18 protein-coding genes are annotated in these 21913 nt (G+C 59.9%); 9 read left to right on the forward strand and 9 right to left on the reverse strand.

Annotated features, from left to right (window positions below; translation table 11 throughout):
• Positions 1-273: hypothetical protein (locus SO156_RS27515; protein ID WP_498536946.1), on the forward strand; the 273-nt coding region annotated here is incomplete at its 5' end.
• 378 nt (positions 274-651) lie between these two features.
• Positions 652-894: a hypothetical protein gene (locus SO156_RS27520; protein WP_498536947.1), complete on the forward strand. Its 243-nt coding sequence runs from the start codon at positions 652-654 to the stop codon at positions 892-894.
• A gap of 1290 nt (positions 895-2184) precedes the next feature.
• Here SO156_RS27520 and SO156_RS27525 read toward each other — a convergent pair.
• Positions 2185-3453, reverse strand: a complete 1269-nt coding sequence (locus SO156_RS27525) for a glycoside hydrolase family 16 protein (RefSeq protein WP_498536948.1) — start codon at positions 3451-3453, stop codon at positions 2185-2187.
• An 866-nt stretch (positions 3454-4319) separates the two neighbouring features.
• The gene (locus tag SO156_RS27530; protein WP_498536949.1) at positions 4320-5444 is read right to left on the reverse strand and encodes a hypothetical protein; all 1125 of its coding nucleotides are present in this window, start codon (positions 5442-5444) and stop codon (positions 4320-4322) included.
• Between the two features lie 133 nt (positions 5445-5577).
• On the opposite strand from SO156_RS27530, the gene SO156_RS27535 reads away from it, so the two are divergent.
• The 6 genes from SO156_RS27535 (at position 5578) to SO156_RS27560 (ending at position 13348) form a co-directional block, all read left to right on the forward strand.
• A complete protein-coding gene (locus tag SO156_RS27535; protein ID WP_498536950.1) occupies positions 5578-5838 on the forward strand; it encodes a hypothetical protein in 261 nt (86 codons plus the stop codon).
• Between the two features lie 1996 nt (positions 5839-7834).
• Positions 7835-8113, forward strand: a complete 279-nt coding sequence (locus SO156_RS27540) for a hypothetical protein (protein ID WP_498536951.1) — start codon at positions 7835-7837, stop codon at positions 8111-8113.
• A 168-nt stretch (positions 8114-8281) separates the two neighbouring features.
• Positions 8282-9694 carry a mannose-1-phosphate guanylyltransferase/mannose-6-phosphate isomerase gene (locus SO156_RS27545; RefSeq protein ID WP_498536952.1) on the forward strand — a complete coding sequence of 471 codons (1413 nt, stop codon included), beginning with the start codon at positions 8282-8284 and terminating at the stop codon, positions 9692-9694.
• A gap of 731 nt (positions 9695-10425) precedes the next feature.
• The gene (gene gmd, locus SO156_RS27550; RefSeq protein WP_498536953.1) at positions 10426-11496 is read left to right on the forward strand and encodes a GDP-mannose 4,6-dehydratase; all 1071 of its coding nucleotides are present in this window, start codon (positions 10426-10428) and stop codon (positions 11494-11496) included.
• Positions 11477-12430, forward strand: a complete 954-nt coding sequence (gene fcl / locus SO156_RS27555; RefSeq protein ID WP_498536954.1) for a GDP-L-fucose synthase — start codon at positions 11477-11479, stop codon at positions 12428-12430. Before gmd ends, fcl begins: the two co-directional genes overlap by 20 nt.
• A 39-nt stretch (positions 12431-12469) precedes the next feature.
• Complete coding sequence (locus tag SO156_RS27560) at positions 12470-13348, forward strand: aldose 1-epimerase family protein (RefSeq protein ID WP_498536955.1); 879 nt, start codon at positions 12470-12472, stop codon at positions 13346-13348.
• A gap of 8 nt (positions 13349-13356) precedes the next feature.
• Here the strand turns inward: SO156_RS27560 and SO156_RS27565 are convergent, their stop codons facing one another.
• From SO156_RS27565 to SO156_RS27575, 3 genes are read right to left on the reverse strand one after another with little or no spacing between them, the layout of a single operon-like run.
• Positions 13357-13929: a hypothetical protein gene (locus tag SO156_RS27565; protein ID WP_498536956.1), complete on the reverse strand. Its 573-nt coding sequence runs from the start codon at positions 13927-13929 to the stop codon at positions 13357-13359.
• On the reverse strand, positions 13926-15104 hold the full coding sequence (locus SO156_RS27570) for an ERF family protein (protein ID WP_498536957.1): 1179 nt from the start codon (positions 15102-15104) through the stop codon (positions 13926-13928). The genes SO156_RS27565 and SO156_RS27570 overlap by 4 nt, the downstream gene beginning before the upstream one ends.
• A complete protein-coding gene (locus tag SO156_RS27575) occupies positions 15088-15948 on the reverse strand; it encodes a YqaJ viral recombinase family protein (protein ID WP_498536958.1) in 861 nt (286 codons plus the stop codon). Before SO156_RS27575 ends, SO156_RS27570 begins: the two co-directional genes overlap by 17 nt.
• A 247-nt stretch (positions 15949-16195) precedes the next feature.
• Between SO156_RS27575 and SO156_RS27580 the strand changes: the two genes are divergently transcribed.
• A complete protein-coding gene (locus SO156_RS27580; protein WP_498536959.1) occupies positions 16196-16591 on the forward strand; it encodes a hypothetical protein in 396 nt (131 codons plus the stop codon).
• Between the two features lie 176 nt (positions 16592-16767).
• Here the strand turns inward: SO156_RS27580 and SO156_RS27585 are convergent, their stop codons facing one another.
• From SO156_RS27585 to SO156_RS27600, 4 genes are all read right to left on the reverse strand, one after another.
• Positions 16768-18468 (reverse strand): glycoside hydrolase family 26 protein, encoded by a 1701-nt coding sequence (locus tag SO156_RS27585; RefSeq protein WP_498536960.1) that lies wholly within the window; start codon positions 18466-18468, stop codon positions 16768-16770.
• A 696-nt stretch (positions 18469-19164) separates the two neighbouring features.
• Positions 19165-19500, reverse strand: coding sequence for a DUF5681 domain-containing protein (locus tag SO156_RS27590; RefSeq protein WP_498536961.1), 336 nt, complete (start codon positions 19498-19500; stop codon positions 19165-19167).
• Positions 19497-19919: a DUF5681 domain-containing protein gene (locus SO156_RS27595; protein WP_498536962.1), complete on the reverse strand. Its 423-nt coding sequence runs from the start codon at positions 19917-19919 to the stop codon at positions 19497-19499. The genes SO156_RS27590 and SO156_RS27595 overlap by 4 nt, the downstream gene beginning before the upstream one ends.
• Positions 19909-21321, reverse strand: a complete 1413-nt coding sequence (locus tag SO156_RS27600; protein WP_498536963.1) for a site-specific DNA-methyltransferase — start codon at positions 21319-21321, stop codon at positions 19909-19911. Before SO156_RS27600 ends, SO156_RS27595 begins: the two co-directional genes overlap by 11 nt.
• Positions 21322-21913 lie beyond the last annotated feature (592 nt).

Below are 21913 nucleotides of genomic sequence, written 5' to 3' on the forward strand. Positions count from 1 at the left end.
ACCCATTCAACCTTCAATCTGTCGACCGACGGAAACGCCGGCACTCTCGTCATCGATCCGCCTGCCGACGCGTTCAGATTCGCCATCACCACCTCGCAGCCTGGATCCACCTCTGCCTCGACGTCCTTGGCTACCGGACCCGTTCCTCACTCGCAGGAGTTGTCTGCATTGTACGACCTCCATGCTGACTCCGGCGTCCAGCATGCCGTGGAGAGCGTCCATCTCCCCGCGTCCCTCGCATCACCGATCGATTCTTTTCTCTTGCACGTTTAGGTGGTCGATTGGGCTTGGAGAGAGGCGATAATAGCCTAGCCGCCCACCCGTGACCGCGGTAAAGGAGGGCGATTGGTCCATTGGGATTTTGAAGGCGACCCTCCGACATGAGACGCTTGTCAGCCAGGGGGCATCTAGGGAGAGCGAGATTTCACCGGTATTGAGCGGGGCAGGCCAGCTTGATTTTTCAGAAGGCGATTTGCCTGCCGTCGACCTCGATAGAATAGGACGATAAAGGATCAGAAGCTTGTGCGAAGTCTTGTAATCGCGTCCCTATTTGCTCAAATTGTTGTTTGGCATCCGGTACCCGTGTTAGCGGGGGGCACCTGCATCCTGCATCCGCAACCGTTCAAACTGCAATCGGATACGATTCATTGGTTGATCAAGATCAAGCCGGGCGCTGAATGTATCCAAGGGCTACGCTGGTCGACGATCATGATTGACACGATCGCGGTTGTTGACCCACCGAAATCTGGCCGTCTTGTCGTGCAGGGCCCTTCATTCCGCTATTTTTCCGACCCGGCCGCACAAGGGGCCGACAAATTCACGATTGCGATCAAGGGGACCTCGCTGCACATCGGCGGAACTTCGTCGATTGAAGTTGACGTCGTCTCACCGTGAATTGCGTAGGACGAGGGATCCTGGTTCGACAGTTCTTTGGCGAGAAGTGATCGAGTGCGCGACCGACCCGAATGGCAAGCCGCTAGTGGGGACTGCTGCAAGTTGTTCGCATCGGCATCATCCGGGCCGTTTCGCGCGAAAAGTCGCCGCAGATGCCGAACCACTGCGCAGGACATCAGGCGCACAGGTGTGACCGCAGGGTATTCGCCTATTTGAATGATCTGATCATTTTATTTCGACTGCGGTGCCAAACAATCGGGACAAATCACTAAGTCTTTTTTCAGTCGGGCCTGTGCTTCCCAAGCCTCGTTTGTTCCGCGATTTCCAGACGTAGTCGAATGTCGCGCACCCCGTTTGTTGTTTGCGAGTTCGCCTTCCTGCTTCTGTCGGCCGTCTGCAGTATCTGGCTCTGGCACGGCTGTTAACCCGTCTCCGTCGATTAAAGAACTGCCAGTGGCCGCGGTACCGCAACCGTTGCCGGACAAGCAGCACCCCCCGAGTGAGAGCCCTGCAATCAACACCGCAATGTATCTTGTCTTCACGTCATTAACTCTGAACTGCGAACAAAAGGGATCAAGGCCGATGGGTAAACCAGACTGACACGGGCCGAGCAAGGGCAAGATCAGCTATCAAAGGCGCTGATGTTCTCGATGGGAGCATGAAAATATTAGCGCGTGCCCCGGGGGAAATCGCGAAAGACCGAGGTGCAGGCGCCTCATCCCCGGCGGCGAAGCGACTGCAGATCGCGGTTCCGGAATTAGCTTGATCCGGTGACATCCAGCTGTGATGGGGCTCGCTAGGTTGGTGCGCCGGACTTTGCCCCGTCCCGGTCCACCCAAGGCGAAGTCGTCGCGCCAACATACTCGGGCGCTGCAGCCTCGTTTGATCTGTAAGGGCGAGCGTATGCGCAAGCTGATGTCACCCGTTTTTCAATGCTTGCCTTTGGTTGACCTTGTTGGCGCTGGTCGTCGCCAGCGTTGCGCGCATAGGGCCTCTAGGTCACTTCATGGGATGCATGACCGGCTACGCTGTCCGAGTATACATCTCTCGTCGACGAAGGCAGCGGCAGATGTGGCAGTAACCGAGTTCACCCAAGATGATCGTGATTTTCTATAGCTTCGTGGGAGCCGCGTTGGCCATGGCGGCAGCTCTCGCTTTGATCTCGTGGGCCTTGCGTCCCGACATTTCGACCGACACTAACCGCGACTAACGCGCTCGCTGACAGAAAGCAGACTGGGTAAGCACCCGACGAGCAGCCATTTGAACAGCGAGCCAAAACCACGTAACGCATCAGAGCGGTGATGGCTCGCCGTATTTTGTCATCGTGTTCGAGTAGGTCTTAAGGTGATTGACAGTCGTCGTCACGGGGCCAGACGGCATGGGGAGTGTGAAACCAGCCGTCGGCCAGCTCCCGCCAATAGCGAAATTGATCATCATCGTGGCTGGCACGGCAGCTTTTCCCTTGAACACCCATGGAAAGTGCCACTTCGCTGTCGGGTTGCCATCGTGGTAGATGGTCATCGTGTCGTCGTCGAGCCAGAGCAGCGATATTTTCACCGGCCTGTTGACCCAATAATCTGCGCCGTAGAGCGCTGGATCGATCTTTAGATAGCCAAACCGCGTGATATAGTTATCGTCATGCCACAGCAGTGTCTTCCTCGCGCTGCAATTGCAATGGATCATGTTGCTGGTTTCATTCGCGCCATTGTAGACGAACTCCATCATATCCATTTCGGGGTTTGGATCGATCTGCCCATCGCCAGGAACGATCCACCATGCGGGCCACACACCGCTTGCCTTGGGCAGGACGATTTCAATTTCACTGAAGAAGTATTGAGCGGTCTTGACCGAGCGGATCATGCCGCTGTCAAAAATCAGGTATCGGCTTCCCGTTGGGTTCGGATTATGCGCGCTTGTGCCAGGGCGCGGTGTTGCCGTGAGCCTGAGGGCGGTGTCGAAGGTTATAGCGCTGTCAACGTAGCGCTGGCATTCATCGTTGAGGTGGTCGGCCTTCGCCCCGTACGAGGACCAGAATTTGCGGCGCCATCTCGTCGCGTCAAACGAACCGACAATGCTCATGTCCGGTATAAGCTGCCAAACTCCGACGCTCGGCAGGTACGAGCCATCCTGTTGCTTGACCAGCTGAACGACGTTAGCGTCAGACGGTGGTGGCGTAGTCGGCACATAATACTTGAAGCCATTGACCGTCGGAATCAGCGAGAGCGTGAATTGTGATGGCGTCTGGCTGACGCTCTGCCAAGCCCAACTGCCATTGCGCACCGAAACCATCACGCGGTAGAGACCGGGAAGTGCGGTCGATGGAAGCTTCAACGATGCGCCGAATGATTGCGACGTGGTCGTGAGCGGTGGAGCGCCCCATGCGATGACCTCGGTCGCGGCAACCCACGAACCATTCGGTTGCTGTGCCTGGATCACAAAAACGATGTAGTATTGGCCCACACTTTCTGCGTCAGCAGAGGCAATGTCGGCCTGCATCTTAATCGTCTGCCCGACTAAGGCGCTGGAAATCTGAGCTAATGTTGCGGTGAATTTCGCCATGCGTGTTTTCATCGGGACTAGCAAAAAGCAGCGAGGCTGCCGTTTCCCATCAGCGATCCAGGTCAACGACCATGTCGCGGTATAGCCTGAACTCTGAACAAAATTGAGGCCGCTGGTCGATGGAAAGAGGTTCGCGTTCTGGCTCCGAGGAACCGGTCTACAAGGCAAAGAGAAGCGAAATGGCTATGTCCAGCGGCATGAAAGGGCTTCAATGATGGGACGGGCATCATCACGGTGGCAGCCGAGGCGGTTCGCAAAGCCAGGAAGGCTGCTGGCGTGTCTCAAAAGGACTTGGCGTGAAGTTAGAAGCAGGCGTTGACCGGGCTCTCCCAGGCGGAGCGCGGGAAGCGCGGCTTCGATCATTACGATTTCCTCGCTCACTTGAGTAATAGTTTGCTTTGGAGCGATACCGGTGACGCTCTTAGGCTGTCTCAGCATCCAACGCCGATGCGCCACAGGTCGGCTCGCGGCGGATAGACCGTTCCGGAATCCAGTCATGCGGCAGTATGGGAGATGAACCGTTGGTTAAAGGCTAGCGAGGCGGGAATGTCCGATTGCTGTTGAGCGCAGGATTGGCCGAGGCGGCCGGTGGTACGCCTTGCCCGATCGGGTTGCGGAATGGATTGTTGCTTGGTTGGGTCACCACGGGCGTCCGCGAACCCCGTGCATAACTTTGAGATGTATAACCCTGTTGTCGGCCACTCGCATTTTGCTGCGTGCCTTGTGCGTACGCTGGAGCGGTAAGAGCCGAAGCGAGGGTAGAGATCAGGAGAAGTCTAGCAGCATTCATGAAAGCCTCCACACGGGGAGCTTGTTGAAACAACGCCGCTATAAGAGCTAGGTTCCATCCATGGCTTGGCAAGAGGTTAGGGCTTCTTGCAAGCCGAATAAAAGGTGCCGTTGGTGGTAACGACCCGCTCGATGCATTGCCGAGGATCCACAATGTCACCGTCAACGCTGAAGTAGTAAGACTGGTTCTTGAGGATCAGTGCATAATGACCAGGGGGAAGCTGAAGCGCAGGGTCCTCACTGTGGAGTTTATACATCTCTGGGTTATCTTGAACGGGAGACGCTCGGTATGGGTATGAGAAGTTTCTGATGACCCAGGCGTCGCTGTCGTCAAGTCGCTTGCCGGCCGATTCGGCCGAAAATTCGCGAGCAATTCTGGCGATTACGCGCACCTCGGCGCGCTCCAATATGTTGGTCGCGGCATCTCGCCGAAAGACAACGAACTCAAGACGCCCGTTCGGCAAGCTCACCTTGCCGGGTAACTTGAATGCTGCAGAGACCGCAACCCTGGCGTCGGGCGCTCTGCCGGGGAGAGGCTGCAATTCGGTCAGGGCGTTGTCCATGAGCGCGTAGACGCCGTAGTCGCTCGGCCGCGGGAAGGCAGGAGGCGGCGGAGGCCGCTGCACAGCCGCGTCGGCCATTGCCGAGATGGATGCTGCTGCTCCCTTCTCGGGAACCGCCTGTCCCCCATGTACTCGGAGGGATTGTCCCAGCGTCATTAGGCGTTCGCGTTGCAGCACGACGGTAAAGATGGCTCCAACGACCAGGAGGACCAAACCGGTTCGCGTCATAACCGCCCACAAGGGATGGCGATTTGCTCGTTTTGCCGGACGGATCGGCCCTGCGTCCGATTCGGATGGAACGGTACCTATCTCCCATGGCCGCGGAGCACGCGGAAGAGCCGAACTCAGCTGGGGTACCGAAGATGGTGCGGGCAGGCCAACTTGCTGCTTTGAAAATTCCTCGACGCCGCGAATCGCGGTTTCAAGCGCACGTTTGGCGTGTCGGATATCCGTCGGAGCTGAATCGACGAGCTGTTCCTGAAGCTTATGGCGCGCCAAATCATAGACCGTCTGGCGCATAAGCTCAGGATCGGTCTTTACCGTGTCGATCATGCGAGCGATCACGAGTGCAAATTGAACCTCGTTAGGGGACTGATTGGCGTCCTCTTCTTCGCGCTCTCGCAGCTCTCGCGAATTCATGCCGATTTGGGCGCTCCTGTGGCGTCTGGCCGCAATCTTATTTCAAGTTTTCAAAATACCCCAAAAGAAACTAGAGTATTGGTCGCCGGCTTGAAAGAGGGCATATCCGGCCGTCGGTTCGGAGAGGAGGAAGATGGTGACCTTCGTACCAAGACGCGAACTCGTCCTGCTGGGTTTGGTTTGCCTTGTCCTTGGTTCGACCAGAATTCCTGCATCGGCCGTCACCGCCGAAGTAGCTCGAAAGTGCAGCGCGCTGATGACCAAGCAGTTTCCGCCCCGCGAACCCGGCAACCCTGCGGCGGGGAGCGCGAAGGGAAGCGGTCGCGATCAGCAAGCCTTTTTCAACAAGTGCGTTACCAATGGAGGGAAGGTCGACGATGACAGCGCCAAGTAGAGGAGGCCATCAACGCCTGGCCGTTCCTTGCCCGGGCTGATTGTGGCGCTCACTCCTTTGGTGGTGGTTCCTGTACGTTGCCATCCTTCGCCATACATTCCCTGAAGTAGGCTTGACGATCGCCGCTGCCGCGCACCGATCCCGGTCGCTTATACGGGTAGACAAGATAGGAGTAGCGCATGCACTTCCTCGCAGTCTCTGCACTCGGACCTGCAAACGCGCGTTCTCCGTGCAGGTCTAGTGTAACGGCGATGCCTATTCCCCCCAGAAGCCAAATCAGTTTTCGAGAAGTCATGTTGCCATTCCGCTGCCTCCAGGAATGAGGCTCTTACTGCTAATGCGGAATCTGAAAATTCCGGTCAAGAGAATGTAGTGCGGCGTGACGTTGGTTGCGACGAAGGTGGGGTAACCTTAAGTCAACGGCGTCTGCGTTATGGTCGTCGGGCAATGGCGTGTTGGGCCAACTCCGCCGACGTCGCCGGCCCAACAAGAGCGCGCGCAGGGCATAGCCCGCGCCAAAGCCGCCGGCGAAGATCGTCGCCATCATGAGTACTGCAAACGTGATTTTTTTTGCAGAGATTCGATGGTCGTCCAAGCCGTCGAGGTGCGGAGCGATCCATGAGGTGAGCAAGAAGGCAATCGCTCAACTCTAAGTATGCGGACGACGGTGGCGCAAGCCCGATTCATTGTCGACTCGGGGAGCTGTCGCTTCAGCAGGTCTCACGGTCCTACCTCAGGAATCACAAAAAAACTGGATCAACGAAACGCCAGACGGGCAGCATAGAAGATGACCGCGCCGCCTGTGACAGCTGCAAGCACGGCTAGCGGTAGAAACCTTCCTAGCCTTCGGAAGCTTGCGTAGTAAGCTATCGTCCTGCCGTGCGGACCGCCGTATGTCAGGCGCAGCGCCAAGGTTCCTAACCCCAACGCCAAGCGGTCGAGCATTGATCTGGATTGCATTGCACGTCGCTCTTGTGGAGCGCTAGGATTCGATTCACTCACCCGCACGGTAAGGGTACTTCGACAATCTTCAACCCCAAATCCAGACCAGGCTGCACAATTTTTGTCCATGAACTGCGCGGTACTTGGCAGTGTATGTCGTCAGCGGCACATCGGGCGTCAGATGACTCAAACAGAGTGATCCGTGAGCTAGTACACGTCGCTGCGATGGTTGGTTCGACTTAGTGCCTTGTTGCGGCTCGAGTGAGCGCACGCTCGTCTGACATAGGGCCTATATGCCTCGCTGCGCCTTCTGAGCGGCTCTGAATTCCAAACCCCCGGGTCGAGCCGTCGTCGGATTGGCCCGAGGTCGCAGAGCGTACGTGATTACGCATCAGAAAGGCGGGCGGCTGGTTTACACGCGGGGCGCCCAAATAGGGCTCGTACTTGAGGTATTCAGTGCGCCGCTTTCGCGAGATGGCAGCACGCGTGGAATAGCCGGCGCCGAAGGACAGAGCTGCCACAAAGAACAGTATCAAGAGAGCAAGCACAGAGGACTCCATCAATCGCACGTCGGCTATCCGTCAAATCCAGCGGTAGCAAGTTTCGCGCCAGAAAAGTTCAAATAGCAGGCCCCGCCGTGCGCTGACATAGCCAGCTGTTATGTGCTTTGTATGTCAAAGCCGGCAACTAACTAGAGAGTTGCCTTAAAGATCGAAACGCCAAATAAGACAAATTGGCGCCTGGGCGCCGCCGGGGCTCTTGCCTTCATCTGTAGACCAAAACTTCGAGCGTTTGGGCGATGAGCCGTCACCCTTAATCCGGGATTCACCAACCCGCAAGCCGGTCTCTTGCCCCTTACGTATCGTTTAGCCGCATCCATCATCGTTGGCGCAGAGCGTACCGGAGGGACAAAGCCATGCCACGAATTTCTATTCACGCGTGGACCGCTGCAGCGGCGATGTTGCTCGCGTCAGCGTCCGCAACAAGGGCGACGCCGAACTGTCTGCGGGACAACAAGCCATACAAGCTTGCCGGCGATACCATCGAATGGTCAATGACGATTGCCCCGGGGGCGGATTGCATTCAGGGCCTGCGCTGGTCGACGATGCAGATTTACAGTGTTTCGGTCGCAGAAAAGCCGAAGAGCGGCGAGCTTGTCATGGTGGGACCGGGATTCCGCTATTTCGCTAAGCCTGATTTCTCGGGAACGGACCAATTCACCTTGGTTGTCGTTGGAAAGAACCGTCATGACGAAGGCACATCCACCGTTCAAATCACGGTGTCGCGATCGAATGTCCCGCTGGTTGCGAGCGCCGTCAGCCACCTCGACTGAAGAAGAGATGGCTGTCGCTTCCGCTTGCGACTTTCGCGTGATTGCTTTGAAAATGAGCAACGATCAAAGTCAACGTATGGTTACTCGAGGTTTGTCTAAAGGCCTTCGACTTTGGAGTATTACCTGTTACAGCAGCACGCTTGTGCAATTGCGAATTCAGAGTTGACTGTGGAAAGACCTATTTCTCCCCTGATCATGTGTGGCGGTGCGGGCACGCGGCTGTGGCCGGCTTCGCGCGAGGTGCGCCCCAAACAGTTTTTGCCGCTGTTCGGCACGCGCTCGACGTTTCAGGACACGCTCTTGCGCTTCTCCGATGGCGCGCTGTTCGATCGTCCGATCGTCATCACCAATGCGGCCTATCGCTTCATGGTGCTGGAGCAGCTCGCCGAGATCGGCATCGAGGCCGATGTGTTGCTGGAGCCGACGCGGCGCGACTCGGGACCGGCGATTGCCGCCGGAGCTGCCTTTGCGCAGAGCCGCGACAACGAGGCGATCGTGCTGGCGCTCGCTGCCGATCACGTCGTCCGCGACGCTGCCGCGTTCGTCGCGGCCTGCCGGCACGGGCTGGTTGCTGCGAGCGAGGGGCGCATTGTCACCTTCGGCGTCAAGCCGGAACGGCCGGCAACGGAATATGGCTACATCAACCCCGGGGAAGTGGTCACGGGCGAGGTGCGCGTGGTCACCAAATTCGTCGAGAAGCCGGACGCGGTGAAGGCGGCCGACTACGTCAATTCGGGTTATCTCTGGAACAGTGGCAACTTCATGTTTCCGGCCGCTGTTCTGCTCGACGAGTATCGCAAGTTCGATGTGACGAGCGTGCAGGCGGTCTCCGAGGCCGTCGCGAACGCCGGCCGCGATCTTGGCTTCGTCACGCTCGAGCCGAAGGCGTTTGGTTCTGCGAAGGCGATCTCGATCGACTATGCGGTGATGGAAAAGACCGCACGTGCCGCGGTCGTTCCCGTGTCCTGCGGCTGGTCTGATGTCGGCTCCTGGCTTGCGGTGTGGGAACTTTCGGAGAAGGACGCCCAAGGCAATGCCGCGCACGGCACCGCCGTGTTCGAAGACTCCCGCAATTGCAACGTCACGACCGATTCTGCACTGGTCGCGCTCGAAGGTGTTGACGATCTCGTCGTGGTGGCGACCGCCGACGCCGTGCTGGTCTCGCGCCAGAAGGATGCCAACGGCCTGAAGCGTCTCGTGACGAAGCTCAAGACGGTGGCCCCGAAGGTGACCGAGGAGCACCTCAAGGTGCATCGTCCCTGGGGCAGCTATCAGTCGGTCGACAATGGCGAGCGCCATCAGGTCAAGCGCATTGTGGTGAAGCCGGGCGGGCGGCTGTCGCTCCAGAAGCATCATCATCGCGCCGAGCACTGGATCGTGGTCCGCGGCGCGGCCCGGGTCACCGTCAACGAGACCATCAAGACGGTGCACGAGAACGAGTCGATCTATATCCCGATGGGTGCCGTGCACCGAATGGAGAACCCCGGTAAAATTATGCTGGAGCTGATCGAGGTCCAGACCGGCAGCTATCTCGGGGAGGACGATATCATCCGGATTGAAGACGACTATCAACGCTCGTGACTCGATGCTGCACTCCGTAGCGGGCATTCGGCAAGACAAGACCGGATATCGCGGGTCTTGTGGCCGGCAAATCGCATTGTCTCGCTGATGTAGCTGAGAAGAAAACGGCCGGTACGGATCAACCGGACCCGAAGGCACCGGCGCGGCGTGATCGCGCTCTGGTCTCCCAGCGCAGTAGCATTTGTCCCAATTCGCCAGGCTGCTTAAGCGCAGCTTCTTGGTGGGGCGTGGCTTTATTTGTGTTGGCGGGCCGGAGCCAATCTGGGTCCAGGTAACCTTCCCACATACGAGCTGCGTCCCGCCGCTTGCGGGAAATGTAGGCCTTGGTGAAGTAGCCAGCGGCGAACGCCGTGCCCAGCAAGACCAGAAGTACAATGATCCCCTTCACAGAGTCACTCCTAAAGTCGCCTCGAACGCTTCTGCCAAGATTGCTGTGTCTTCGTCAACGGAAGAGGCGACGCTAGGCGCCTTAAGGCGTTGCATACGGCCGCGAGACCATGAACCGGTGTTCGGCCTGTTTCGGCTTGAGAAGTCCCCGTTAGCAGGCAAATCTAATAGCACGTTTCAAAGATGTTTCCCGGCCGGCCCTTTTGCCCCATGGCATGGGCCGGGGTTGACCTGGTCGACCGATGCGGCCAAAAAGATCGGTCCGGGACAGCTGTTCTTGGTTTTCGGTGTCGGCCCACCGGACCACGAGGCTCCCGCCGATTGATTGGGAACAAGGTTTTTGGATGGCTGAACGTGTCGCTCTAATCACCGGCGTTACCGGACAGGACGGCGCCTATCTCGCCGAGTATCTCCTGTCGCTCGGCTATGTCGTGCATGGCATCAAGCGGCGCTCGTCCTCCTTCAACACTGCGCGCGTCGATCATCTCTACCAGGACCGACATGTCGGGAACGTGCCATTCCTGATGCACTACGGCGACATGACGGACTCGACCAATCTGATCCGCCTGGTGCAGCAGATCCGGCCGACCGAGATCTACAACCTCGCCGCCCAAAGCCACGTCGGCGTCAGCTTCGAAAGCCCGGAATACACCGCGAACGCAGATGCGCTCGGCGTGCTGCGGTTGCTCGAGGCGATCCGTATCCTCGGCATGGAGAGGGAAACGCGCTTCTACCAGGCCTCGACCTCGGAGCTCTATGGCCTCGTGCAGGAGATCCCGCAGAAGGAGACCACGCCGTTCTACCCGCGCTCACCGTACGGGGTGGCGAAGCTCTACGGCTACTGGATCACGGTGAACTACCGCGAAGCCTACGGCGTGTTTGCCTCGAACGGTATCCTGTTCAATCACGAGAGCCCGATCCGCGGCGAAACCTTTGTTACCCGCAAGATCACCCGTGGCGTGGCGCGCATCGAGGTCGGTCTCGAAGACACGCTCTATCTCGGCAATCTCGAGGCCAAGCGCGACTGGGGCCATGCCCGCGACTATGTCGAGGGGATGCACATGATCCTGCAGGCCGAGAGGCCCGACGATTTCGTGCTTGCCACCGGCGAGACGCGGTCGGTGCGGGAGATGGTCGAGCTTGCCTTTACTGAGGTTGGGCGCAAGATCGAGTGGCGCGGCAAGGGCGTCGATGAGGTTGGTCTCGATGTGGCGAGCGGCAAGACCGTGGTCAGGATCGATCCAACCTATTTCAGGCCGACCGAGGTTGATCTGCTCATTGGCGATGCCAGCAAGGCGCGGCAACAACTCGGCTGGAAGCCGAAGCGGAGCTTTGCGCAATTGGTTCAGGAAATGGTCGCAAGCGATCTGTCCGACGCGAAACGGGAAGCCGCAAATGCCAAACGCACCGTTTGAGCTGAAAGGCAAGACGGTCTATGTCGCCGGCCATCGTGGCATGGTCGGCAGCGCACTCATGCGCCGGCTCGCGCAAGAGGACGTACGGCTCGTCACGGTGGAGCGGAGCGAGGTCGATCTGCGAAACCAGACCCAGGTCTTCGATTGGTTCGCCAAAGCCCGACCGCGGGCCGTGTTCCTCGCCGCCGCCAAGGTTGGCGGCATCATCGCCAACAATACGCTGCGGGCCGAATTTCTCTACGACAACATAGCGATCGCCGCGAACGTGATCCACGCCGCGCATCAGAACGGCACCGAGAAGCTGATGTTTCTGGGCTCGTCCTGCATCTATCCGAAACTGGCGGCCCAGCCTTTGCGCGAGGTTTCGGTGCTGACGGGGCCGCTCGAGCCGACCAACGAGCCCTATGCGATCGCCAAGATCGCTGGCGTCAAGATGGTTGAGGCCTATCGCAGCCAATATGGGCGCGACTTCATTAGCGTGATGCCGACCAACCTCTACGGCCCCGGCGACAACTACCATCCCGAACATAGCCACGTCGTCGCCGCCCTGATCCGCCGTTTCCACGAGGCGAAACTGTCGGGTGCAACGAGCGTCGTGGTCTGGGGCACTGGAACGCCGCGGCGTGAATTTCTCTATGTCGACGACATGGCGGATGCCTGCGTGCTCCTGATGAAGACCTATTCGAGCGCCGAGTTGATCAATATCGGCACTGGCGAGGATATCGCGATCGCCGAATTCGCCCGCGTTGTCGCCGGCATCGTCGGCTATCGCGGCGAAATCGCCTTCGACACCTCGCGCCCCGACGGCACGCCGCGCAAATTGCTCGATGTCAGCCGCCTGAGCGAGCTCGGCTGGCGCGCCAAAACCTCGCTCGTGGATGGAATCCGACGGGCGTATGAGGCGTACCAGGCGAGCCAACCGGTATCCCCATAATAGCTTGGGGCGGGTCTAGCCGCTGTGGAGGTGCGACACATGGCCGAAGACAACCACACACTTCGTAGCGGCGGCCTCAGCGCGACCATCACAGCGCAAGGCGCCGAATTGTGCTCGCTGAAGCACGAGACGGGCCTCGAGTTCATCTGGCAGGCGGGACCGGAGTGGCCGCGCCATGCGCCGCTGTTGTTTCCTATCATCGGCCGGCTGAAGGACGACGAGCTGCGGCACCGCGGCAAGACGTACCGGATGACGCAGCATGGCTTTGCGCGCGACCGGCGGTTTGTGTGGCTCGAGCGAAGTTCGGCCCAATGCGTCCTTGCACTCGGCGACGATGCCGAGACGCGGGCGACCTATCCATTCGCGTTTCGGCTGGTCGTGACCTACAGCCTCGATCAGGCTGGCCTGGAGGTCCGGTTTCAGGTTGTCAACACGGGCGGGGAGATGCTGCCGGCGTCTGTCGGCGGCCATCCGGCCTTCAACTGGCCGCTCGCGCCGGGGGCGCGCAAGGAAGCCTATTCTCTGACATTCTTCCGGGATGAACCGCATCCAATCAGGCGGCTGGAGGCTGGGTTGTTATGCGCCTCGGCGCCAAGCCCGGTCAACAACCGCGTGCTCCCGCTTACTGAAGCCCTGTTCGTCGACGACGCGATCATCTTCGATCGCCTCGAGAGCCCATCCGTTCGCTACGCGGCGGCGCAAGGGCCCTGGGTGGAGGTGTCATGGGCTGGCTTCCGCGAGCTTGGCATCTGGTCAAAGCCAGCCGGGGCGCCGTTCCTTTGCATCGAGCCCTGGCGCGGTTATGCGAGCCCCCGAAGCTTCGACGGTGACCTTGCGGACAAGCCCGGCGTGATGCATATCGCGCCGGGGTCTGAGGAGACGTTGTCGTTTCGGATTGCGGTTGGGCTAGGGGCCTGAATTGGATCTCATCGCCGATGATACATTGGTGCCGCGAAGCGCTGGTTCCTCATCTCGCGCAGCAGCAGCATCCGTTTGGTTTGTGCAGCATTGAGTAGGCCCTCGAACAGTATGAAGATCTCGCGTGCCTGCACATAGACTTCTGTATTAATGGCGTGTTGATCAAAGCCATAGCGAGCAAGTCGCGTGTCGATCTCGGTTGCGGCCACCGCATCAACCCGCCAGCTCAACGCATTTTGCAGGGTGTAGTACTCGGCCTCATTCTGGAATTCGGGGGCGATCCCGATCATGTCGATGCTGCGAAGCGCGGTTTCAATTGCCTTTTGGCGATAGGTTTCCAGAACCTTGTGCCGTAGCACCCGGTAGCGCTGGATCTCCCAGGAAAGTTCAGCGACATCGATCGCGAGCAGCCACTCAATGGCGGATCGGGGCGCGAGGTCGGCGAAGATCGCCTGCTTCAGCGTCAGGTAGTGTTCAAGCAGTTCGCCCGGAAGCAGCAGAGGTGGCGGTGCCAGTACCTCAAACTCTGCGGGCAGCGCGGTTGCGACCTGCTGATGTGCCGTTTGGCAGGGGCCGTTCATGGCGAGGCCTCCGACCCCAGGTTTGCGGCAAGGGCCGCGATGCTGATGGCGGCGTTGGCTGCGCCGTGGATGAGGCTCGTCGCCCACAGCTCCTGCGCGAGCGGCAACGGCGCGATCTGCAGGTTCGCCCACCACGCCCGCTCATTGCCATGCCGGTGCAGCTCCTGGTGATGGGTGCGGCATAGCGGCACGGTGAACTCGTCACTGACCTTCTGGCCGAGGGCGCGTGGCTGGGCGAACTTGAGGTGGTGCGCGTCGCACGGGGTTCGCCGGCAGACCAGGCAGGGTTGGTCGCGGACGAACAGCAGGTGAGCCTTGCTGCGCTTGCGGGGCGGATCCTTGGGATGGGCGAGCCCTGTCTCCGGCGCCGCCGGCTGCAGCGCCGCCTCGGCGCCCGTGGCAGCCGCTGGAAGCGGCTCCGGGAACGGCTCTTGCTCGCCATCTGAGACGGGAGATGGTTGGACGCCGCTGGCTGTGGATCCGGCGGCGGTTTCGAGCTTGGCCCGATAGGCGGCTTCGACCATCCGGGCGTCGGCCTCCAGAAGGGTATTTTTGAGCGGGATGCTGGCCTTGGCCCAGCTGAGCAGGTCCTTGCCGAAGGGTAAGGCTGCGAGCTGGCTCAAGAGCTGCTCCCGCAGCTCGGCGGATTGCGGCGGCCCCAGCACCGGCGCGCGGTTAAGAACGCCTTTGGCGGGCTTGGCCTTGGCGCCAAGAGGTGCTTGCGGCCCGGCCTCCGGCACGGCTGCCAGCGCATCCGGTGCGTCCAGATCGTCCTCGCCGGCAATCCCGACCAGGGCGAACAGGGCATAGCGCCGCGCATAGGTCAGCGCCGCCCCCATCCGATGCGGTGCCTCGACGTCTCTGGTGGCGCACACCGGCCAGTCCGAGGAGATCCACTCGCCCGAGGAGTGGGCGAGCAGGGTGGTGAGGTGGATCTGGCCGGTGGTTTCGTCGATATGGGTGGTCTGGATGGTGGCGATCTCCTGCTGGCTTAGGGTCTTGCGCACGATGTCGAGGCCCGAGGCCAGCGAGGCGTAGCGGAAGGTCCGATCGTCATCGCGCAGGAACGGCGAGCGGATCTGAGCGGTCAGGGTCTTTTCCGGGTTCGTCAATTCGGCCTGCGCACGCGCCAGCGCCGCCGCGATCGCACCAATGTGCTCACTGGCCTGGTGCATGGACGCTCTCCATCTCAACCGGATCAAAGCTGACCGCGCCGGCTTTGGAGCGCTTGGCGCGAATGCCGTGGCCAAAGGCCTCCTTGGCATCCTCGGGCATCAGCTTCTTGAGCTCTGCCTTGGCCTGCTCATGGTCGCCGTAAGCCTCTCGGGTGCGGAGGTAAGTCGCCGCGCACTCCGCCCACAGATTGGACGCGGTCATGTCGACGACCTTGACGGCGGCGAGACGCGGACGCGGCGGCTCGATGCCGAACAGGAGCGGCGGCTCGCCGCTCTGCACGCAGCGCCAGAACTTCTTTTCTGCGGTCAGCAACAGGTGTTGGTACAGCGGATCGGCGTGGACGGTGATCTCAACCCATTTGCCGCCGCCGGTAATCACCGACAGCACCGCCGAGCGGGCGGCGATCACCCACATGTTGTGCTGCAGCTGCGCCATGTGCTTCTCGGCTGCGGCCTCTTCCGTAAAACCCCAGGGCAGCATGAACTTGGCTTCGAATACTGCCCCGGTCTCTGCGACAACGCCGTCGAGCGTTGCGGCCATCCAGCCATGCACGGGATGGCGAAGGCGCTTTTGCACGTCCGTAATGGTCTGGCCCGAGGCGTTCTGATACCAGCCCCGGTTGAGCTCTTCCGTAACCGTCCCGAGCTGAACGATCAGGTTGTGGGCAAAATCTTGCGGCGCGATCTCACCGCGCTTTTCCCGCCACAGGCGAATGAGATCGTCCTGGTCATCGCCCATGATGATGCGTGCATCCGAGCCGCCGATAAAGGCCCGGCGGTCGTGGGGGTTGAATTTGACGACGGGATGGGGCGCCTCGGCGCCGTTGGCTGCGATCGTGGTCACCGGTATCTCCTTCGGGCTTGGCACTCGCGGCTTGCCGCCGCACCGCCAAAACCCCCGCTCCCGCGGGGTGAGATACCGGGGCTATCGGTCAACGCCCGGCCCAATCAGTAACGCTCCTTTTGCGTGGGAATGCCAGTCCTTTCTGCAGCAAAAGTGCCATTCTTTTGGGCTAGAAAATCTTGATATTTCCGGTGCTTGGAGGGACCTTTTCGGGTGTTGGAACGAGCGCAACTGAGGGCGCGCGGAGATGGCGTCGCATCGACAAATCGAAGCCAATCGCATCAACGCCAAGCTCAGCACGGGGCCCAATACTGCTGACGGCAAAGCCCGGTCCAGCCGAAACGCGTTGCGTCACGGTCTGGCGCGGCGCGGCGCCGACGAGCCTGTAGGGGTAGAGAAGTTGGTTGCAGCTATCGGACATTGCCTAGGATATCAGATCGCCTCGGAATCTGTGACGCACCTCGCGCGTTGCAAGCTCGAGTTGCTGCGCATCCGCGGCGTTCGCCTGGAGATGTTGGCCGCGATCTGGGAGTGCCCCGTCCCGGCGCGTCTGCAGCACCTCGCGGGCCTTGAGCGCTATGAGCGCGCCGCCTTGGCGAAACAAATGCGGGCGCTTCGGTCTTTCAGACGCGAGGGCGGCTGAAGCAGAAGGACCAGATTGGCTTCGTTGCGGAATTTCCGGCTGATGACGGTCATGATGTCAGCCTGCCGCGAAGCGACACTCGAGTTAGTCGAGATTAGCTTGTGCTGATCGTTCTGGGAGTTGGTGATGGCTGCCGCACCTAGCGACCGCATGCAGTGGCTGGGTGCGGCAGTGGATCAATGCTGCGGCCTGGTCAGAATTGAGTCCTGTACCCAAGTGGCGCTATTCAACAAAGCCGAAACGACCTGACCGGGATCGACCCGACCGGTATGACCGGCCAGATGCTGGTTCAGGAGCGCAAAGCCGCGGCTTGCCAGGAACGCTGCGGTCGAGCCGTCTGCATGTGAGGCATCCGCCGCGGTGATTGGTGCTAATACAGCGTTCGAACCGCCTGTGTCGGCGAGCAGGTCCCCGACGCGGCTCAACAAAGCTGAACTCTGGCCTGCCAGCCCCATGCTTGTGCTGGCCGCAGGCGTAGTCATCCCACAGATCGTGTCGCGATGCTCGCTCCACCATCCATGGTACGAGCCGGTGCCCGTCGAATGTTCGGTCGCACCAGTCAGCGGCGGCGACGTTGGAGTCGGCGCAGCCGCGGGATGAGTGTCTGCGACGGCAACGACCGGCGAGTGCGACGAAGCAGTAGTCCCCGGTGCGGACTTGGATGTGGGTGCAGGCGCGGATGCGGGCGGATCGCCGAAAGACTTCGAATGATCGGCCACATTGGTCTCGGGCGGCGACGTTGGAGTCGGCACGGCCGCGGGATGAGTGTCCGCGACGGCAACGACCGGCGTGTGCGACGAAGCAGTAGTCCCCGGTGCGGACCTGGATGTGGACTGGGACGCGGGCGGATCGCCGAAAGACATCGAATGATCGGCCACATTGGTCTCTGGCGGCGACGTTGCAGTCGGCGCGGCCGCAGGATGAGTGTTCGCGACGGCAACGACCGGCGCGTGCGACGAATCAGTGGTCACCGGTGCGGACTTGGATGTGGCTGTGGACGCCGGCGCGGATGCGGGCGGATCGCCGAAATACTTCGCCCACGCGGCGGCCTCAAGCGGCTTGTGGTCGGCAGAACTGGTGAAACGGTATTGTCCGCCCGCGTTCGCATCCCAGATGTTCACAAAGCTGACATGGACCCCCGACTGATGCAGCGTGTCCGCGAGCCACTTCACGAATGTCGGATTGTCGGTAAGACGCGCGCCATCATGCGTGTTGCCCGCACCAGTTTCGGCAATTGCGAACGGCTTGCCTGTCGATTTGGCGAGATCGATCAGCTGCTGGAGCGTGGTGGCATGGCCCACGCTACCATCGAGCGACCATTGGTTGGAGGCCGGGTAGGTGTAGTAGTGCTGAAGATTGACCGGATCCGACGCCCATTGCTGGACGCTCGAATCGAAGACCGGGTGCGACGAGTTGAGGACTTGCCCGCTCTTGTCCCAGTCATAAAGGTGTGTCGGCGAGCCGTAAGGAAAGACATCGCCATAGATGTCGGCGGCGATGATATCGACATACTGGTTCCCGGGATAAGCGGTCTGGATGACATTGCCGGCGTGGCTGTAGTTCACCACGCTCGGATTCCACGCCACCTGCACGTTCACGCCCTCAGCCTTGCCCGCGGCGTGTAAGACCGTGGAGATGTGCTGGAACGCCTTGACCCAATCCGCGCGCGTTGCTGGGTCGTTGCCGGCATAGGACGGCATGGTGTCAATATTCATCTCCCAGCCGGGCCGCCAGATCTGAGTCGTGAAGCCCTTGTCAGCCCAGGCCTTGACCATGCCCTTCAAGACGGAGTCGTATTTTCCGGCAGCAAAGTCCTTGTAGAACTGATCAGGAGTTCCCGAGCCTGATGCCGTCGAGGTCATCGGCAGCCCGATCACCGGTGTAACGCCCTTAAGCACTGGCGATTGCGCCATCGAGGCTGCATTCCAGCTCGCCTGACCAACCCAACCCGAGATGGGCAGGCGCTGGTCGCCATATTGGTCGAGGAATTGCGGCTTCGATTTCATCAGGTCCGAGAAGGCGTTGAAGTTTGCTTCGAAACTCGCCTCCTCACTGGAATCATAATAGTTCGGGTTCCCGACAAAGACGCCGAGAGGAAACGGCGTTGCACCGCTTGCGTTCTGAACCATGCCTTTTTTGTGCTCCCCTGCTTTTGAGTCGTGTGTAAGGAGCGAATGCGGGTTTCTGATGTCTTAACTCGACACGTTGGCGTCGCCAGTTTGCCACGCATCCGGCAACGCTAAGCCCGCGGTGGTCGGCGATGGCCGTGCTCGACGCCAATCGAAATCGGTCTCATTCCCCTGGTCCGGCGACAGATCAAGAGCGCGCAGCAGCTGGTGAGCAGTGGCGTGAGGCTGAGACGCGCCGAGACTCAAGTTCGGAGGCAAGTGGCGTCGGGCAATCGTGATGCCTCATTCGACGACATCCAGCTGGCGGTCATTTAGCCACAAAGGATTGCGGCTTACCAAGCCTTGTGGTTCTTTTGCGCTGGATCGGCACGCTGTGGGATGCCGCGGGCTCAATGCTATCGCGGCTTCCTTGCCAATCCAACCAACAGGCGCCTCAGCCCTCGTTCAATACTTCATATCGTTGTCGCTGAGGACCGTAATGAACTTATCGCCTGGCGCGGCACCTCCCGGAAATTGCTGGCGTATTTGATGGAGCAATCGCGCAGCGCCCGCATCCTTGTTCAGAGCGAGAGTGTGGATCTGGCGCAGAAGTGCCTCCCAGCGTGTCATCATCACTTCGCCGCCGTCGAGTTCGATTACCATCTGCTCGTTGGCAACCTTGCGGAACAGGTAGGCGATCGACATCCGACGCACGGCTTGCCGCGGTCGTCGTGCTGCATTGCCGGAGTGGCCCTTCTTGAACCGGCTGCCTTTCGGCGGATTTCGGTACCCAGTGCTCATTTTGGGTACCTCAGTGCCGCATTCAGCTCGTCTATGCGCGCTTGCCAGTTGCGCCCGAAACGCTGTGTCGCCTCGGTTACGCCGATGATCTCGTACTCTGAGGCGCCCTGAGCCTCAGGCGCGAAGTATTCCGTGGCCATTTTCACAAGAAGTCGCGCTGTTGCAAGATCTCCTCTGATGGCCTTCGCGAACGACTGGCGGAATTGGATTTCAGCTTTTGTCATCCGTTTGCGCTTGCCCTGGTCGACCACAGTGATCTCTTCGTTATCGATCGCCTCCAGGACTTTTCCGGGGTCGAGCAGCTGGCGAACCTTTTTCGCTTTCCCGCTTGGATTTCCCGACGTGCCCTTCTGAAAACGCGTGGCGACCGGCGGCTTTCCATAGCCGACCTCGTAGTCCTTCTTGGAGTTACTGCTCATCGCCGTGCTCCTTCTCGGCCTCGATGTCACGGAAGAGCTTGCCATCCGAAAGCCGGACCGCATCGCGGCCGGTCAAATTCTGCCAGCGTCGGATCGCAGTATCGACGTAGAGCGGATCGAGTTCGATCCCGCGACAGATGCGGCCGGTGCGCTCGGCGGCGAGCAGCGTCGTACCGCTGCCCAGAAAGGAATCGAGCACAAGCTGGCCGCGATGCGAACAATCGAGCAGCGCATCCATCACGAGCTCGACCGGCTTCGCCGTCGGATGCAGCTCGAGTAGGTTGTTACCCTTGCGCGCCTGTGTGCTGGCACTGTCGTAGTGCCATACGTTGCTACGGTCGCGCCCATATTTGCCGAGCTCGATATTGTTGGTGTGCCGCCCGGTCCCGGACTTGAAGATGAAGACAAATTCGTGCTGAGAGCGATAAAGTGATCCCAGGCCCGCGCTGCTTTTCACCCAGACCACGATGTTTTTCAGCTCGGAGTAGACACCGCGACCGGCCGCAAGCAACTCGTCAGCATGGCGCCAATCCATGCAGACAAAGTGAATTGCTCCCGTTTTGCTGTATCTTGCCAGCAACCCGCAGCTCTCCGTCAAAAAGCGGGAGAACTCCTCCCGGTTCAGCTCTCCGGCGCCTTGGGCGAACTCGCGGTGACGGATCTTGCCCCTTCCAGAGACGTGACCCTCGATCGGGACATTGTAAGGTGGATCAATGAACACCGCGTCCGCGCGTTCATCATGCATCAGGTTCTCAAAAGATGGCTCCAATAGCGCGTCATCACAGAGAATGCGGTGGTTGCCAAGTTGCCAAATATCACCGGGGCAACACACCGGCACGCCGGACGCGGCCTCGGTATCCTCACTCGCCTCGAGGGTGAGCCCGTCGTCAATCTTCTGGATCGCTTGATCGATCTCGGGCAAGGCGAAACCCGTGATCGACAGGTCGAAATCAACGTCGAGGGCTTTCAGCTCCAGAAAATTCTCGCCGAGCAATCGCTCGTCCCAGTGCGCATGCTGGGCCAGCCTGTTGTCCGCGATCCGAAGCGTCTTTAGTTGCGCCGGCGACAAATGCCTGAGTTCAACGACGGGTATGCGGGGCATGGCGAGCTTCCTCGCCGCAAGAACGCGCGCGTGCCCGATAATGATTTGACCGCGATCGTCGGCCACGACCGGCATGACAAATCCGAACTCGCGGATACTGTCCGCAATCAGATTGATCTGAGTTTGGGCGTGCTGCCGCGGGTTGCGGGAATCGAGAACGAGATCTTCCACCGCACGATATTGGATTTGGATCTCGATCAAACCGGCGTTGGTCGCCGGATTGCGGCGGGTGCCTGGTGGTTTCGTTATCCGGCGCCCCACAGCGGGGCGCTCGGTGGGCTCTTGATCGGGGGATGTCATTTTCAGTGCTCCGACAGATTTATCGAAGCACTCAACTACCCCAAAAGCCGCGCTAAAAGTCTACAATTAAAGCGCAACAATATTTCCTCGGCTTCCGACACGCCACAGCGTTCGTCCCCGGGGGATGGCCCAACTCGGTTTTTTGGTCGGGCGCCCCAGCATTTGCCGGCCAAGATTCATCCAGGCTAGCCGCACATGCCGGCTGGAGCTGGCCAATTCGTTTGCCGCGCTATAGCGAGCCGCCAAGGTCGGAGCGTGTGTGATCATGTGACTTGCAAAAATGGTCCCGTCCGGGCCCCCTGGGCCGTCGGCAGCCAGTTGCAAGCGATGCCAGCTCTTCTCCCTTTTGGCATTTGCCAACACCAAGGCGCGTCGATTCCCTCCAACAACTGAAACAATTCCACCTTGAGCCGCTAATATGCGACAAGCCCGGCTGATAGAGGGCGTTTTTCCGGTCCGAATTCTTTCGCAGATCAGAATAAGCTGAACCTTCACCCAGAGTAGGGGAAGCATGTCCCGGGGCACGACAATCGATCCTCGTGGTCGTCCTACACGGCGTTGAATTACCTCTTCCATAACTCCTCCCAGGTTG

The organism is Bradyrhizobium sp. UFLA05-125, assembly GCF_059803515.1.